The organism is Pseudomonas sp. BIGb0558, from assembly GCF_024807515.1.
In the GTDB taxonomy this organism is placed as follows: domain Bacteria; phylum Pseudomonadota; class Gammaproteobacteria; order Pseudomonadales; family Pseudomonadaceae; genus Aquipseudomonas; species Aquipseudomonas yamanorum_A.
The window spans coordinates 34,087-49,945 of the sequence record NZ_JANUEW010000005.1 but is presented as its reverse complement, the minus strand read 5'-3'; the positions used below and the strand labels follow the sequence as shown (position 1 = coordinate 49,945).

12 protein-coding genes and 1 pseudogene are annotated in these 15,859 nt (G+C 62.7%); 7 read left to right on the top strand and 6 right to left on the bottom strand.

Features of this window, described 5'->3' with window-relative positions; genetic code table 11:
- Positions 1-38: 38 nt before the first annotated feature.
- The 3 genes from M2400_RS09285 to M2400_RS09275 all read right to left on the bottom strand — a co-directional run bounded on the left by M2400_RS09285 (position 39) and on the right by M2400_RS09275 (position 4,495).
- Positions 39-1,541: a diguanylate cyclase gene (locus M2400_RS09285; RefSeq protein ID WP_177129779.1), complete on the bottom strand. Its 1,503-nt coding sequence runs from the start codon at positions 1,539-1,541 to the stop codon at positions 39-41.
- 51 nt (positions 1,542-1,592) lie between these two features.
- Complete coding sequence (locus tag M2400_RS09280; RefSeq protein WP_259195821.1) at positions 1,593-3,086, bottom strand: sensor domain-containing diguanylate cyclase; 1,494 nt, start codon at positions 3,084-3,086, stop codon at positions 1,593-1,595.
- A gap of 86 nt (positions 3,087-3,172) precedes the next feature.
- A complete protein-coding gene (locus M2400_RS09275) occupies positions 3,173-4,495 on the bottom strand; it encodes an OprD family porin (RefSeq protein ID WP_259195820.1) in 1,323 nt (440 codons plus the stop codon).
- 349 nt (positions 4,496-4,844) lie between these two features.
- On the opposite strand from M2400_RS09275, the gene M2400_RS09270 reads away from it, so the two are divergent.
- The 5 genes and pseudogenes from M2400_RS09270 to M2400_RS09250 all read left to right on the top strand — a co-directional run bounded on the left by M2400_RS09270 (position 4,845) and on the right by M2400_RS09250 (position 8,233).
- Entirely contained in the window at positions 4,845-5,819 is a 975-nt protein-coding gene (locus M2400_RS09270) for a D-glycerate dehydrogenase (protein ID WP_177043484.1), read from the top strand.
- A 3-nt stretch (positions 5,820-5,822) separates the two neighbouring features.
- A pseudogene (locus tag M2400_RS09265) lies at positions 5,823-5,942 on the top strand (outer membrane lipoprotein carrier protein LolA); the annotation flags it as partial.
- A 51-nt stretch (positions 5,943-5,993) separates the two neighbouring features.
- Positions 5,994-6,896 (top strand): chemotaxis protein CheV, encoded by a 903-nt coding sequence (locus tag M2400_RS09260; RefSeq protein ID WP_177043485.1) that lies wholly within the window; start codon positions 5,994-5,996, stop codon positions 6,894-6,896.
- Positions 6,897-6,899: 3 nt separating this feature from the next.
- Positions 6,900-7,382, top strand: coding sequence for an N-acetyltransferase (locus M2400_RS09255; RefSeq protein ID WP_259195819.1), 483 nt, complete (start codon positions 6,900-6,902; stop codon positions 7,380-7,382).
- Positions 7,383-7,489: 107 nt separating this feature from the next.
- On the top strand, positions 7,490-8,233 hold the full coding sequence (locus M2400_RS09250) for a YkgJ family cysteine cluster protein (RefSeq protein ID WP_259195818.1): 744 nt from the start codon (positions 7,490-7,492) through the stop codon (positions 8,231-8,233).
- A gap of 257 nt (positions 8,234-8,490) precedes the next feature.
- Here the strand turns inward: M2400_RS09250 and M2400_RS09245 are convergent, their stop codons facing one another.
- The 3 genes from M2400_RS09245 to M2400_RS09235 all read right to left on the bottom strand — a co-directional run bounded on the left by M2400_RS09245 (position 8,491) and on the right by M2400_RS09235 (position 11,375).
- Complete coding sequence (locus M2400_RS09245; RefSeq protein ID WP_259195817.1) at positions 8,491-10,065, bottom strand: PAS domain-containing methyl-accepting chemotaxis protein; 1,575 nt, start codon at positions 10,063-10,065, stop codon at positions 8,491-8,493.
- A 107-nt stretch (positions 10,066-10,172) separates the two neighbouring features.
- Positions 10,173-10,964 carry a transporter substrate-binding domain-containing protein gene (locus M2400_RS09240; protein WP_177078222.1) on the bottom strand — a complete coding sequence of 264 codons (792 nt, stop codon included), beginning with the start codon at positions 10,962-10,964 and terminating at the stop codon, positions 10,173-10,175.
- Between the two features lie 168 nt (positions 10,965-11,132).
- Positions 11,133-11,375 carry a hypothetical protein gene (locus tag M2400_RS09235; RefSeq protein ID WP_177043490.1) on the bottom strand — a complete coding sequence of 81 codons (243 nt, stop codon included), beginning with the start codon at positions 11,373-11,375 and terminating at the stop codon, positions 11,133-11,135.
- Positions 11,376-11,589: 214 nt separating this feature from the next.
- Between M2400_RS09235 and M2400_RS09230 the strand changes: the two genes are divergently transcribed.
- Positions 11,590-12,756 (top strand): efflux RND transporter periplasmic adaptor subunit, encoded by a 1,167-nt coding sequence (locus M2400_RS09230; RefSeq protein ID WP_259195816.1) that lies wholly within the window; start codon positions 11,590-11,592, stop codon positions 12,754-12,756.
- Positions 12,753-15,848 (top strand): multidrug efflux RND transporter permease subunit, encoded by a 3,096-nt coding sequence (locus M2400_RS09225; protein WP_177043492.1) that lies wholly within the window; start codon positions 12,753-12,755, stop codon positions 15,846-15,848. The genes M2400_RS09230 and M2400_RS09225 overlap by 4 nt, the downstream gene beginning before the upstream one ends.
- Positions 15,849-15,859: the final 11 nt, after the last annotated feature.

The following is a 15,859-nucleotide window of genomic DNA, read 5'->3' as shown; positions in this document are numbered from 1 at the left end:
CCTTTTGTTTTTAAAGGCTGCCTTCGGGTGGCCTTTTTTTATGCCAGGGTTTTTGCATCAACGATGCGGTTGCGCCCGGTGTGCTTGGCTTCGTACAACGCCTGATCGGCGCTGAGCAGCAATTCTTCCAGGGTGGTACGGCTGCGCCTGGTCCAGGTACTGAGGCCAATGCTGACGGTAATCGGCACCGTATCCCCTCCCACCCGTGGCAGGTGCTCGACGCTGCTGCGGATATGTTCGGCAATCAACAACGCACCTTGGCTGTCGGTGTGCGGCAGCACCACCGCAAACTCTTCACCGCCATAACGGGCCGCAAGGTCGGCCGGGCGGCGGATATTGCCCTCGACCACCTGCGCCACCGTGCGCAATGCCTCGTCACCACCTTGATGGCCATGCCGGTCATTGAAGGCCTTGAAGTGGTCCACATCAATCATCAGCACGGTCAATGGTTCGCCTGAACGCTGGGCGCGGTCCCATTCCAGGCGCAGGCGATGATCCAGGGTGCGACGGTTGGCCAGGCCTGTCAGGGCATCGGTGGCTGCCAGTTCTGACAGCACCTGCTCGGCACGGTGGCGCCGGCGCAGCTCCATGCAGAGCATCCAGGTCAGCCACAGCAGGCCGATGCACAAAATCCCGGTGGCACCGCTGATCACCAGTGCCGCACGCTTCCAGGGGGCGAATATGTCGTTGGTGGACAGGGCAACCACGACAATCAGTGGCAAATCCCCCACGGTCGAGAACGTGTAGAGGCGGTTCTCCTTATCCACGCTGGAGTCGCCACGAAAGCTGCCGTCACGCTCGTGGAGTATGCGCGCCACGTTCGGGCGCTGGCTGAGGTCCTTGTCGATCATGTCCCGTTCCAGCAACGGCTGTTGAGCCAGCAGGATGCCTTGCTGGTTGATCAGGTTGATGGTGCTGTCGTTGCCGATATTCAGGCTTCGAAACAGTTGCTGGAAATACGACAGGCGCATTGAGGCCACTGCAACCCCGAGGAATCGCCCGTCGGGTCCGGAAACCCGGCGGCTGAATGCGATACGCCATTGGTCGTCACACACGCAGCGCGCGACGAAGGGCCGGCTGATGAACAGGCCCAGGTCGGGGTTCTTCCTGTGGGCCTGAAAGTAGTCACGGTCGGCAAAATTGGCGGCGATGGGCGTCAGCAGCGAAGAGTCGGCAATCACCTCGCCGTTCTTGTCCAGCAGCAGGATATCGCCCTTGTACGGCGCGGCTTCCGAGCGGTCGAACAGCACCAAGTGACGAATGCTGGCCGATACACCGGCCAGATCCGTGCGTTCGGTGGCTGCGATCAGGCCTTTGATCGATAAGTCGTACAGCTCGACGTTACGCAGCACGTCGGCATCGATCAGTTGCGTGATGTTATTGGCCGTACGCTGGGCAGTCTGCAACGTGTTGGTGTGTTCGCGAATCAGCAACCCCGCGACCACCAGCAGGATCAGCAGCACCGTGACGCAACTGCCGATAATCAGCAGACGCTCCGGGCGGTGGGTAGGGCGGGGCGGGCGGGTGGTGCTTGGGCTCATCGGGCGTACTTCTGCTTCGAGGATGCCCTTAGCGTAGTTGCTGATGACGGCTCATGTGGCCTGACTGTGAACGATGCGGTTGCGCCCGGAATGCTTGGCTTCATACAGCGCTCGGTCGGCACTCAGCAACAGCGCTTCCAGCGAGCCACGGCTGCGTTTGTCCCAGGTACTGAGGCCGATGCTGACGGTGACCGACAGTGCGTCTCCGTCCGCAGGCGGCAAGTGCTGCACCGCGCTGCGGATGTGTTCGGCGATGGTATTGGCGCCGTCGCCGTCGGTGTCCGGCAGGACCACCGCGAACTCTTCGCCGCCGTAACGCGCGGCCAGGTCGGCAGGGCGGCGAATGTTGCTGCCGATGACCTGGGCCACGTGGCGCAAGGCTTCGTCACCGCCCTGGTGGCCATGGCGGTCGTTGAAGGCCTTGAAGTGGTCGACGTCGATCATCAGCAAGGCCAGCGGCTCGCCGGAACGTTGCGCACGCTCCCATTCCAGGCGCAGGCGCTGGTCGAGGGTGCGACGGTTGGCCAGGCCGGTGAGGGCGTCGGTGGCTGCCAGTTCCGACAAGACCTTTTCGGCGCGATAACGACGGCGCAGTTCCAGGCGCAGCATCCAGGTCAGCCACAGCAGGCCTGCACACAGCACGCCGGTGGCGCCGCTGATCAGCAGGGCGGCGCGCTTCCAGGCGGCGAACACGTCATCGCTGGACAGCGCCACCACCACAATCAGCGGCAGCGCGCCGACATTGGTGAACGTGTAAAGGCGTTGCGTGCCGGTGGTGGAGGAGACGCCGCTGAAACTGCCGCTGCCTTCACGCAGCATTCTTTTGAAGTTCGGTCGCGTGCTCAGGTCCTTGTTGATCATGTCTTTTTCGAGCAGGGGCTGCTGGGCCAACAGAATGCCGTCGTTGTTCAGCAGGTTGATGGTGCTGCCACTGCCGATGGTGAGGCGATTGAACAACTGGTCGAAGTACGCCAGGCGCATGGTCGCCACCGCCACTCCGGCAAACTCGCCGTTGGGCCCGGGTATCCGGCGGCTGAACGCAATACGCCAGACCTGATCGCAGTCGCATCGAATCCTGAAGGGGCGGCTGATGAACAATCCCGCGTCGGGGTTCTGCTGGTGCACCTGGAAATAGTCGCGATTGGCGAAATTGCGCGGCGTGGGCGCCAGGGTGGAGGAGTCGGCGGTGACGGCGCCGTTCTTGTCCAGCAGCAGGACTTCGCCTTTGAAAGGGGCGGCCGTGGACTGGTCGAACTGCACCATATGCAGGATTTCGGCCGACACTTGGGGCAGATCATGGCGGGTGGTTGCGGTGATCAGGCCGTTCAGGGCCAGGTCGTAGAGTTCGACGTTGCGCAACACATCGGCGTTGATCAACTGGGTGATGTTGGTGGTGGAGCGCTGGGCCGTCAGCAGTGCGCTGGCGTGTTCGCGAATCAGCAGTATGGCAACGATGATTACGATCAGGATGACGGTGAGCCCACTGCCCAGAATCAGCAAAAGCTCCGGGCGTGCAGGCTGGGTGAAGGTGCGGCGTTGACTCATGGGACTGGCTTCGGCACTCAAGATGCTGGCAGTTTAGTTCCATGTTGTGAAAAAAAAGTCGCCGCCGCTAAAAGAAAGCCCGAAGGTTAAAAAACGTCAATCGGGTAGTCGACGATCACCCGGTATTCATCCACGTCCCGGTCCACGGCCGCGTAGCCATTACCGCCGCGATTGGTCGCCCATTGCAGGCGCACGGCCAAATCCTTGGCCTTGCCACCTTGCACCACGTACTTGAGGTCGATGTCGCGCTCCCAGTGCTTGGCGTTCTTGCCGTCGGCGCTGTACCAGGAGGAATAGCCGCGGCTGTCCGGGTCGACCGTGGTCAGGTCGGTCTTGCCGCTGATGTACGACACGGCCGAGGTCAGGCCCGGCAGGCCCAGCCCGACAAAGTCGTAGGCGTACTTGAGCTTCCACGAGCGTTCGTTGGGGCCGTTGAAGTCGGAGTATTGCTGGGAGTTATCCAGGTAGATGCTATCGCCCTGGCTGATGTAGTCGAACGGGGTGTTGCCGTTGACCCGCTGGTAAGCGGCGGTGACGCTGTGATGGCCCACGCCCACGGTGAAATGCAGGCTGTAGGTGTTGTTGTCGATGTTGCCCAGCAGGGCCTTGCCGGTTTCCTGGGTGTGATAGTAGTGCAGGCCCGGGTTGAGGCTGACCAGTTCGTTCAACTGCCAGGTGTAGTCCAGGTCGTAGTAGTACTGGTTCCAGATGTCCTTGAGTTCGGACGCGTACAGGTTGCTGGTCAGCCCCGGCACGCCGCTGAAGGACACGCCGGCCCAGTCCAGGTGCCGGCTGTCTTCGCCATTGGGCAATGCGCCGTAGCTGGTGCCGATGCGGCGGTGGCCGCTCTGGTTGTAGAGCTTGGTGAAGCTGGCCTGGCCGCCTTCGAACATCCAGCCGTCCAGGCTGTGGTTGGTCAGGCTCACGCCACGGAAGGTCTGGGGCAGCATGCGGGTCATGCCGCCGGCTATCACCGGGTTATTGAGGAACAGGTCGCCGGCTTTCAACTCGGTGTCGAAGGCGCGCATTTTCAAGGTGGCGCCGGCGGTGGAGAACGAGGCGGGGGCTTTGCCGTTGCCGGAGCCCACCGGCAGGATGCTGGAACCGTCGGTGCCGCCGCCACCGTCGAGCTTGAGGCCGAGCATGGCGTTGGCGTCCAGGCCGAAGCCGACGGTACCCGGGGTGTAGCCGGATTTGAAGATCCCGATGATGCCCTGGCCCCATTCCTTGCTGTCATCGGTGTGAATGTCGCGACGGTCGCGGTTCATGTAGTAGTTGCGGGTGTTGATCTTGAAGCTTGCACCTTCGACGAAACCGTCGGTGGCCGGGGTGTCTGCCGCGTGGGCAAGGGGAACGATCGTTGCAGCAATCGCGAGGAATAACGGGGTGAACGTCAGCGAGGTTTTCACCGGTGGAGCTCCTTTGGGTCAATCGAAACCGGCCAGTGTTGTTGGGGTTCCTGGCCTTTTTTCAGCGCAAAAAAAAGCCGCTGAACTCAGCGGCTTTAAGACAGATTCCCAGTGTAGAGCCCTGGAAATAAGTCGAGGGAAATCGGGGGAGAGCGGGTCGGTCTTAACCGCTGCGCTCATCGATGCGACAAATTAGCGCAGGTGAGCGGTGCGATACAGAGTGTAACAAGATAATGACTGTTGCCCAAATCGCAACAGTCGGGGCTCGCGGGTGTGGCGCGTCCTGACAAGCCCACGCAAGAATGTTAGCGTGCTTGCCATTCCCACGTAGTCGATGAGCCCGCCTTCCATGAAAAAGACTGTCCTCGCCTTCAGCCGCGTCACCCCGGAAATGATCGAACGCCTGCAACAGGATTTCGATGTGATCGCCCCCAACCCGAAGCTTGGGGACATCAACGCCCAGTTCAACGAAGCTTTGCCCCATGCCCACGGCCTGATCGGCGTTGGCCGCAAACTGGGCCGTGCGCAACTGGAAGGCGCGAGCAAGCTGGAAGTGGTCTCCAGTGTGTCGGTGGGCTACGACAACTACGACCTGGCGTACTTCAATGAACGCGGGATCATGCTCACCAACACCCCCGACGTGCTCACCGAAAGCACCGCCGACCTGGCCTTCGCCCTGCTGATGAGCAGCGCCCGCCGCGTTGCCGAACTGGACGCCTGGACCAAGGCCGGCCAGTGGAAAGCCAGTGTCGGCGCGCCGTTGTTTGGCTGCGACGTACACGGCAAGACCCTGGGCATTGTCGGCATGGGCAACATCGGCGCGGCCGTCGCCCGCCGTGGTCGCCTGGGTTTCAATATGCCGATTCTCTACAGCGGCAACAGCCGCAAGACCGAGCTGGAACAGGAGCTGGGCGCGCAGTTCCGCAGCCTCGACCAGTTGCTGGCCGAAGCCGACTTCGTCTGCCTGGTGGTGCCGTTGAGCGAGAAAACCCGGCACCTGATCAGTCATCGTGAACTGGGCCTGATGAAATCCAGTGCGATCCTGGTGAACATTTCCCGTGGCCCGGTGGTGGATGAGCCGGCGCTGATCGAAGCCTTGCAGAACCAGACCATCCGTGGCGCCGGCCTGGATGTGTACGAGCAGGAGCCGTTGTCCGAGTCGCCCCTTTTCCAGTTGAGCAACGCCGTGACCCTGCCGCACATCGGCTCGGCCACGAATGAAACCCGCGAAGCCATGGCCAATCGCGCCCTGGAAAACCTGCGCAGTGCCTTGTTGGGCCAGCGTCCGCAGGATCTGGTGAACCCGCAGGTGTGGAAGGGCTGATCACTGCTTTTTGTAGGAGCGAGCTTGCTCGCGAAGAACGTCAACGATAACGCGGGCGGCCTGGATCAACGCAGTGCCCTCAGGTTTTTCGCGAGCAAGCTCGCTCCTACAGTTTTCAGCGTGCAAGTCGATAACGGTCTATAGATCGTTATCCCTGATCCACAGAAGGTTTTTATGTCCACCACCAAAGCCCGCGCAGACTCACTCTCGCTTCTGCTCTTTACCTTGCGCAGCGGCAAGCTGATGGCGATCAACCTGCTGAAAGTCAGCGAAATCATTCCCTGCCCGCCGCTGACCAAGCTGCCGGAGTCGCACCCCCACGTCAAAGGCATCGCCACCTTGCGCGGCACCGCCTTGTCGGTGATCGACCTTAGCCGCGCGCTGGGGGAAATGCCCCTGCAAGACCCGGACGGCGGCTGCCTGATCGTCACCGATGTAAGCCGCTCCAAGCAGGGCCTGCATGTGCAAGCGGTGAGCAAGATCGTGCACTGCCTGACCACCGACATTCGTCCGCCACCGTTTGGCTCTGGCGGCACGCGTTCGTTTATCACCGGCGTGACCCAGGTGGAAGGCGCCCTGGTGCAGGTACTGGACATCGAAAAAGTCATCCACGGCATCGCCCCGGCGCAAATCGAAGCGGCGCCCACCGACCTGACCATGGAAGAAGCCGAAGTGCTGGGCAACGCCCGAATCCTGGTGGTGGACGACAGCCAGGTGGCCCTGCAGCAATCGGTGCACACCCTGCGCAACCTCGGCCTCACCTGCCACACCGCCCGCAGCGCCAAGGAAGCGATCGACCGGTTGCTGGAGCTGCAAGGCACTGTCGAGCAGATCAACGTGGTGGTCTCGGACATCGAGATGTCCGAAATGGACGGTTACGCCTTCACCCGTACCCTGCGGGAAACCCCGGACTTCCAGGACCTCTACGTGCTGCTGCACACCTCCCTGGACAGTGCGATGAACAGCGAAAAAGCCCGCCTGGCCGGGGCCAATGCGGTGTTGACCAAATTTTCCTCCCCTGAGTTGACCAAGTGCCTGGTGATCGCCGCCCAGACTGTGGCGCAACAGGGCATCTGACCGGTGGGCGAATACTTCCAGTTGCTACGCCGGGACCTCACCGGCAGTTTGCCCGCCCCGCAATGGCCGGCGGATATTCAGCTGGATCATTACCACGAGGCCCTGGCCCCGGCGATCCACGCGGTATTGAGCCTGGCCCAGGAACAGGGCGGCGGACGTGTCGGCTCCCTTGAGCACTGGCGCCAGCAGTTTGTCACCGACGCCGAGTTCGACCCCAAGTTGTGCCTGGTGGCCAGCAATGCCAGCGGCATCCTCGGGGTGTCGCAATGCTGGACCAGCACCTACATCAAGAACCTGGCCATTCACCCGTGCGCCCAAGGCATGGGGCTGGGCCGAGCCTTGCTGCTGCACACCTTCCAGGTGTTCAAACAGCGCGGCGAGGCGTTCGTCGACCTCAAGGTGCTGGAGTCCAACCTGCGGGCCCGGCACCTGTATGAACGTGCGGGCATGGTGTTTGTGCTGCGCGATCTTGTCCCCGAGGACTGAGGGCGCTGGCGCATAACTTGCTTCGTACGAAGGCGAACGGTGAGCAGAGGCAAAAACCCGCCACCGTTCATGAGTGCCTTCTGACCTTGCCTGGTGACAGATCCTCCATGAATACCCACTTTTCCTGCGTTGGTTGCGGCAAGTGCTGCACCGACCACCACGTCCCCCTGACCCTTGAAGAAGCCCGCAGCTGGGCGGCTGACGGCGGTAATGTCATCGTGCTGGTGGAAGGTTTCCTGGGCAGTGGCCTGGGGCTGCCCGAGTTGCAGCGCGAGCACGCACAGCGCCGTTCCGCCATCGTGCCCAGCGGCAATACCGAGGCGTATGTGGCAATCACCTTTGCTGCCTATAACGCCGGGCGCTGCCGGAATCTTGACGAAGACAACCGCTGCGGCATCTACGAGCGGCGGCCGCTGGTGTGCCGTATCTACCCGATGGAGATCAACCCGCATATCCCGTTGAACCCGGGCGCCAAGGACTGCCCGCCGGAATCCTGGGAGCAGGGGCCGGCGCTGATCGTCGGCGGCGAATTGATGGACAAGGAACTGGCCGAGTTGATCAGCCGTTCACGCCAGGCCGACCGCGACGATATCCAGGCCAAGGAAGCGGTGTGTGGGTTACTGGGCATTCATACCACGGCGCTCAAGGGCGACGGTTTTACCGCGTACCTGCCGGACATGGGGCTGTTTGCCCAGGCGATCGAGTTGGCCATGCAAGAGACCGTGCAGGCCAATGAGTGGGTGTTCCATGTGTCCGGGATGGATATCGCCGAGCAGCTGCTGGATGCCGGTGCCCGGATTGCTACCGAGGTGCCGGCCAACTATGCGTTTATCTCGCTGCGCGCGGCTTGAGTTGGAACGATGTGCGTTGTGGTGAGGGAGTTTGCTGTGGCCAGGGAGCTTGCTGTGGTGGGGGGGGCTTGCTGTGGCGAGGGAGCTTGCTGTGGCGAGGGAGCTTGCTCCCGCTGGAGTGCGTAGCGCTCCCAAGATTTTGGGGCCGCTGCGCAGCCCAGCGGGAGCAAGCTCCCTCGCCACAGCAAGCTCCCCCACCACAGCAAGCCCTCTGGCCACAGCAAGCCCCCTCACCACAAAAACAGCTCATGCCGCGCCTAGCGCCGCTTGCCCCAGAACTCCTCCGCCAACCGCCGCAAGTCATCCGCCAGCCCCGCCACATCCCCTGAACTGAGCTGGCTCTGCTGACCTGCACTCACCGTCACTTCCCCGGCATTGCGAATGCCAATGATGTTGCGGTTGATGTCTTCGCTCACCGCGCTCTGCTCTTCCACCGCCGCCGCAATCTGCTGGCTCATGGCGGTAATCCGGGTCACCCGCTGGCTGATCCCGTCCAGCGCGGCAGCGGCGCGCTGGGCCTGGTCGACACTGGCCTCTACATGCTGGCTGCTTTGCGCCATCGCTTGCACCGCATCCCGGGCGCCGCCTTGCAGGGTGCTGATCATGCGCTGGATCTCATTGGTCGACTGCTGCGTACGCTGGGCCAGCCCGCGTACTTCATCGGCCACCACGGCGAATCCGCGTCCCTGTTCCCCGGCCCGTGCGGCTTCGATGGCGGCATTGAGCGCCAGCAGGTTGGTCTGTTCGGCAATCGCGCGGATCACCTCCAGCACCCCGGAAATGTCGCCACTGTGGCTTTCCAGTTGATGGATCACTTCGGTGGCCCGCGCCAGTTCCTGGGACAAGCACAGCACCGCGTCGCGGCTTTCATCCACCCGTTGGTGGCCTTCCCGGGTCTCGTTGCCGGCCTGGTCGGCGGCTTTCGAGGCCTGCAACGCGTGTTCGGCGACTTGCGCCACGCTTGCGGCCATTTGATTGATCGCGGCCGCGACCTGATCCGTCTGGGTCTGTTGGCCGAGGGTGCTGGTGTGGCTGCTGTCCAGTTGCTGCACCAAGGCGGCGGCATGCCCGGACAAGCGTTGCGAGGCGTCGCCAATACGGCCCACCACTGCGCCCACCTGAGCTTCCAGCATCTGCATGGCAAACTCGATGCGCCCGAACTCATCCTCGCGTCCGGTGTAGATCGCCTGGCTCAGCGGGTTGTCGGCAATCAACCGGGCTCGCTGGTTCAGCTGTGCCAAGGGCCGCAATAAACTGTGTACGCCCGCCACCCCCGCGGTGCACCCCGCCGTTACCGCCAGCAGTTGCCAGATCACCGGATAAGTGGCCAGGCCAAAGCCCAATGCCCAGGTGGCGGCGCAGGCTCCCAGCACCCAGGCCGACAATTTGAACGTCACACCCACCACGGGCAGCACCCGGCGGGTGCCGTCGCGCAGGCGGGTATAGGCGCGTTCAGCCCGTTGCACCCGCCGCGCATCGGGCTTGGTGCGTACCGACTGATACTCCACCATCACGCCGTCCCGGGTGACCGGCGTGGCATAGGCACTCACCCAGTAATGATCACCGTTCCTGCAGCGATTCTTCACCATGCCCATCCACGAGCGGCCGCTCCTCAACACCTGCCACATGTGGGCAAACGCAGCCGGTGGCATGTCCGGGTGGCGCAGCAGGTTATGGGGCGCGCCCAGCAACTCCTCACGGGTGTAGCCGCTGATGTCGATGAAGTCCTGGTTGGCGTAGGTAATTGCGCTGGTCAGGTCGGTGGTCGAGAGGATGTTGGCGTCGGGGGCAAAGTCCACATTTCGACCGGTGACCGGCAGATTGATCTTCATGGAAACGCGCGCTCGTGATTGTTGGTGGAGTCGGCAGGGCGTCGACTCTAAGCGCACCGGTTGGGCAAATACTGATCCAGCTCACGTTCTGAGCAATTAATTGGCCATTACGGCCTGGCGGGCAGTGCGTCAAGACGGTAGGGGCGGACGATGCGCTGGTATTCGCCATTCTGCATCAGCTGTTCAAGGGCATCGTTGAGTTCATTGCGCAAGCTGATGTCGGGCTTGCGCAGCGCAATCGCCACGCCGCTGCCCAGCAGTTCGGCGGAGACGGCGGGGCCGAGGAAGTCGAAGTCCTGGCCCTCGGCGGTGTCGAGCAGCGCCTCGCGGATTTCCACCATGCCTTGCAATGTGGCATCGATGTCACGTGCCAGCAGGCTGTGGACCAGTTCGTCATTGCGCCAGAACCCCTTGATGATTACGCCCTTCGGCGCCCACTTCGACAGGGCAAAGGCTTCGCGGTTGCTGCCCACCAATACTCCCACGCGCTTGCCCTTCAGCGACCGTGCAGTGGGCTTCAAACCGGATGTTCTGTGGGCCACCAGGCGCGTGTTGATCGGATACAGGTCAGCGGTGAAGTTCACCTGCTGGCGCCGTCTGGACGTAGGGGCCATGCCCATGATCGCGTCGAATTGCCGGGCTTCAAGGGCGGGAAAGTCTTCCACCAGCACTTGGTCGACCCAGATACACCGCACATTGAGCTGTATGCACAGGGCGTTGCCCAATTCGATGTTGAGTCCGACAAGCTGGCCGTGCTGATTGCGGCTTTGGAAGGGGGGGAATTGCGCAGCGACGGCGAAGCGAATTTCGCGCCGTGGTTGATCGCCGGCCGCGTCGATGGAGAACAAACCGCCTATCAGCGACAAGCACAGCGCAATACAGGTACGTATAGGAACCACGGGAACGTCCTTTTCCGGAAAACCAGCGTCACCACGCCCAGCCCCGTGAGAAAGAACCGGGGCAAGGTAGGGTCGTGCAAGCTTTCAAGAATTGGACGCAGGCCTACAAGGCGAAACTTCAGTAAATGTTGTAGGCACGGCTCGCCATTGCGAGGGAATTATTACCGCTCAGCGCTTGCCCATCGAACGACGGGTGCCAGGTGGCGCCATGCCCGGGCTCTTGGTGTGGCCGTTCTTGGCGCCGTTTTTGTACCACGGCTGGCCGGCGTTTTTCGCTCCGGCCAGTTCGCCCGGCTTGAACGGAAACTTGAATGCCGGGATCTCGGCCTTGGTTTCGCCTTCGACGCTGTCAGGGTTGGCCTGTGGGTCGATGTCGACCGCTTCAACAGCGGGTTGTGTCGGGGAATTCATGGTGGCTCCGGGGAGTACTGAAAATGACGCGGGCCCGACTTGCAGGCCACACCGCTGCGCAGTATACCTGCGCGCCTCGGATCTTTAACCACTGCTCGTACGAATGGTCGGACTTTACTGACGGCGCTGTCAGTTAGCAGTCACTTTGCTGACCCGGTTGGCGGGCTATAAAGAACCTTCATTCTTCCGATCCTTTGCCCTGGCGCCTCACCCCATGCACATTCAACGAAAACCTGCCTTGATCGTGGGCGTCCTCGTGGTACTGGCCGTTGTCGCCTGGGTGGTGACCCGCCCGGCCAAGACCAAACTGACCGCGCCCACGGCGATCCCGGTGCGGGTGATCAACGTCAAGGAGCAGGACATCCCGCGTTTTGTCAGCGGCATCGGCTCGGTGCTGTCGTTGCACAGTGTGGTGATTCGCCCGCAGATCGACGGCATTCTCACCAAATTGCTGGTCAAGGAAGGTCAACTGGTGAAGGCCGGCGACCTGCTCGCGACCATTGACGACCGCTCGATCCGCGCCAGCCTGGACCAGGCCAAGGCGCAACTGGGGGAAAGCCAGGCGCAACTGCAGGTCGCGCTGGTCAACCTCAAGCGCTACAAGGAACTGAGCATCGACGACGGCGTGTCCAAGCAGACTTATGACCAGCAGCAAGCCCTGGTCAACCAGCTCAAGGCCACGGCCCAAGGCAACCAGGCCGCCATCGACTCGGCCCAGGTGCAGCTTTCGTACACCCAGATTCGTTCGCCGGTGACCGGCCGTGTCGGGATTCGCACCGTGGATGAAGGCAACTTCCTGCGCATGAGCGACACCCAGGGCTTGTTCTCCGTGACCCAGATCGACCCCATTGCCGTGGAATTCTCCCTGCCGCAACAAATGCTGCCGACCCTGCAAGGCCTGATCGCCGCGCAACTGCCCGCCGACGTCAACGCCTACATGGGCGCCGACACCGACGGCCAGACCGGCGACCTGCTTGGTGAAGGCCGCCTCAGCCTGATCGACAACCAGATCAGCAGCACTACCGGCACCATCCGCGCCAAGGCCGAGTTCAGCAACGGCGCGCAAAAACTCTGGCCGGGGCAACTGGTGACGATCCGCATCCAGACCGCCCTGCACAAGAACGCGCTGGTGGTGCCGGTCACCGTGGTGCAGCGCGGCCTGGACTCGCACTTTGTGTACCGGGTCAACGGTGGCAAGGTCGACATCGTGCCGGTGCAGGTGGTGTATCAGGACAGCGACGTGAACATCCTCGAAGGCGTGCAGGCCGGTGATGTACTGGTCAGCGACGGCCAGTCGCGGCTCAAGGCCGGCGCACAGGTGGACGTGCTCAAGGAACCGACGCAGGTGATCCAGACCGTTGATGCCAAGGTGCAGCCATGAGTGGCAGTCGTTCGCCGTCGGCCTGGTGCGTCGACCACCCGGTCGCCACCTTGCTGTTGACCTTCGCCCTGGTGTTGCTCGGGATGATTGCCTTCCCGCGTCTGGCCATCGCCCCACTGCCGGAAGCGGAATTTCCGACGATCCAGGTCAGCGCCACGTTGCCCGGCGCCAGCCCGGACACCATGGCTTCATCCGTGGCCACCCCGCTGGAGGTGCAATTCAGCGCCATCCCCGGCATGACCCAGATGACCTCCAGCAGTGCCTTGGGCTCCAGCCTCCTGACCCTGCAGTTCACCCTCAACAAGAGCATCGACACCGCAGCGCAGGAAGTACAGGCGGCGATCAACACCGCGTCCGGCAAGCTGCCCAGTGACATGCCGAGCCTGCCGACCTGGAAGAAGGTCAACCCGGCGGACAGCCCGGTACTGATCCTCAGCGTCAGCTCCGACAGCATGCCCAGCACCGAGCTGAGCGACTACGTGGAAACCCTGCTGGCCCGTCAGATCAGCCAGATCGACGGCGTCGGCCAGATCAACATCACCGGCCAGCAACGCCCGGCCATCCGGGTACAGGCATCGCCCGACAAGCTCGCGGCCATCGGCCTGACCCTGGCGGACGTACGCCTGGCGATCCAGCAATCGAGCCTCAACCTGGCCAAGGGTGCGATCTACGGCGAGAACAGCGTGTCGACCCTGTCGACCAACGACCAGCTGTTTCATCCTGACGACTACGCCCAGTTGATCGTGTCCTACAAGAATGGGGCGCCGGTACAACTGCGCGACATTGCCAAAGTTATCAACGGTTCGGAAAACGCCTACGTGCAGGCCTGGTCCGGCGACACGCCCGGGGTCAACCTGGTGATCTCCCGCCAGCCCGGTGCGAACATCGTCGAGACCGTGGACCGCATTCAATCCGAGCTGCCACGCCTGCAAGCCATGCTGCCGGCCTCGGTGCAGGTCAGCGTGTTGACCGACCGCACCAAGACCATCCGCGCGTCCCTGCATGAAGTGGAAGTGACCCTGCTGATCGCGATCCTGCTGGTGGTGGCGGTGATGGCGTTGTTCCTGCGCCAGTTGTCCGCCACGTTGATTGTGTCCAGCGTGCTCGGCGTGTCGTTGGTAGCCAGTTTTGCCTTGATGTACCTGATGGGTTTCAGCTTGAACAACCTGACCCTGGTGGCGATCGTGATCGCCGTGGGGTTTGTGGTGGACGATGCCATCGTGGTGGTGGAGAACATTCACCGCCACCTGGAGGCGGGCCTCGACAAACGCGAGGCCGCGATCAAGGGCGCGGGGGAAATCGGCTTTACCGTGGTGTCCATCAGCTTCTCGCTGGTGGCGGCATTTATCCCGCTGCTGTTCATGGGCGGTGTGGTGGGGCGGTTGTTCAAGGAGTTTGCGCTGACGGCCACCTCGACCATCCTGATTTCGGTGGTGGTCTCGCTGACCCTGGCGCCGACCCTGGCCGCGTTGTTCATGCGCGCCCCGACCCATCACGCCCACGACAAGCCCGGCTTCAGCGAACGCCTGCTGGCCGGTTATGCGCGCAATCTGCGCCGTGCCCTGGCCCACCAACGCACCATGGCTGCGATCTTCATGGTGACCCTGGCCCTGGCCGTGGTCGGCTACGTGTTTATCCCCAAGGGCTTTTTCCCGGTACAAGACACCGGCTTCGTCCTCGGCACCAGCGAAGCGGCGGCCGACGTGTCGTTCCCGGACATGGTCGCCAAGCACAAGGCCCTCGCCGAGATCGTCAAGGACGACCCGGCGGTGGAAGCGTTTTCCCATTCGGTGGGCGTGACCGGCAGCAACCAGACCATCGCCAACGGCCGGTTCTGGATCGCCTTGAAAGATCGCGGGGATCGCGACGTGTCGGCCAGCCAGTTTATCGACCGCATCCGGCCGAAGCTGGCGAAGGTGCCGGGCATCGTCCTGTACCTGCGGGCCGGCCAGGACATCAACTTAAGCTCCGGCCCCAGCCGCGCCCAGTACCAGTACGTGCTCAAGAGCAATGACGGCCCCACGCTGAATACCTGGACCCAGCGCCTCACCGAAAAACTGCGGGCCAACCCGGCGTTCCGCGACCTGTCCAACGACTTGCAGCTGGGTGGCAGCATCACCCACATCAGCATCGACCGTCAGGCCGCCGCGCGGTTTGGCCTCACCGCCACCGATGTGGACCAGGCGCTGTACGACGCCTTCGGCCAGCGCCAGATCAACGAGTTCCAGACCGAGATCAACCAGTACCAGGTGGTGCTGGAGCTGGACACCCAACAACGCGGCAAGGCCGAAAGCCTGAACTACTTCTACCTGCGCTCGCCGCTGACCAACGAGATGGTGCCGCTGTCGGCCCTGGCCAAGGTCGACCCGCCTACGGTCGGGCCGTTGTCCATCAGCCATGACGGCATGTTCCCGGCGGCCAACCTGTCGTTCAACCTGGCGCCGGGCGTCGCGTTGGGGGATGCGGTGATCATGCTCAACCAGGCCAAGAATGAAATCGGCATGCCGACCACCATCATCGGCAACTTCCAGGGCGCGGCCCAGGCATTCCAGAGTTCGTTGGCCAGCCAGCCCTGGCTGATCCTCGCGGCACTGGTAGCGGTCTACATTATCCTGGGCGTGCTGTACGAGAGCTTCGTGCACCCGCTGACGATCATTTCCACCTTGCCGTCGGCGGGGTTGGGGGCGCTGATCATGTTGTCATTGATGGGCCAGGACTTTTCGATCATGGCCCTGATCGGCCTGGTGCTGCTGATCGGTATCGTGAAGAAGAACGGTATCCTGATGATCGACTTCGCCCTGGACGCCCAGCGCGTGCGCGGGCTGCCGCCCGAGGAGGCGATTTATGAGGCGTGTGTCACGCGGTTCCGGCCGATCATCATGACCACCCTGGCCGCGCTGCTGGGTGCGGTGCCGCTGATGCTGGGCTCCGGCCCCGGTGCGGAAATGCGCCAGCCGCTGGGTATCGCGGTGGTGGGCGGGTTGCTGGTGAGCCAGGCGCTGACGCTGTTCACCACGCCGGTCATATACTTGTACCTCGAGAAGTTTTTCCACAGACCCAAACCAGCTCCCCAGCTGGCAACCACACACTGAGGCTGAGGCCC

Bases quoted from the DNA above. Each gene is read 5' to 3' on its own strand.
- M2400_RS09285 (WP_177129779.1), bottom strand. From the start codon at position 1,541: ATGAGCCCAAGCACCACCCGCCCGCCCCGCCCTACCCACCGCCCGGAG.
- M2400_RS09280 (WP_259195821.1), bottom strand. From the start codon at position 3,086: ATGAGTCAACGCCGCACCTTCACCCAGCCTGCACGCCCGGAGCTTTTG.
- M2400_RS09270 (WP_177043484.1), top strand. From the start codon at position 4,845: ATGAAAAAGACTGTCCTCGCCTTCAGCCGCGTCACCCCGGAAATGATC.
- M2400_RS09260 (WP_177043485.1), top strand. From the start codon at position 5,994: ATGTCCACCACCAAAGCCCGCGCAGACTCACTCTCGCTTCTGCTCTTT.
- M2400_RS09250 (WP_259195818.1), top strand. From the start codon at position 7,490: ATGAATACCCACTTTTCCTGCGTTGGTTGCGGCAAGTGCTGCACCGAC.
- M2400_RS09245 (WP_259195817.1), bottom strand. From the start codon at position 10,065: ATGAAGATCAATCTGCCGGTCACCGGTCGAAATGTGGACTTTGCCCCC.
- M2400_RS09235 (WP_177043490.1), bottom strand. From the start codon at position 11,375: ATGAATTCCCCGACACAACCCGCTGTTGAAGCGGTCGACATCGACCCA.
- M2400_RS09230 (WP_259195816.1), top strand. From the start codon at position 11,590: ATGCACATTCAACGAAAACCTGCCTTGATCGTGGGCGTCCTCGTGGTA.
- M2400_RS09225 (WP_177043492.1), top strand. From the start codon at position 12,753: ATGAGTGGCAGTCGTTCGCCGTCGGCCTGGTGCGTCGACCACCCGGTC.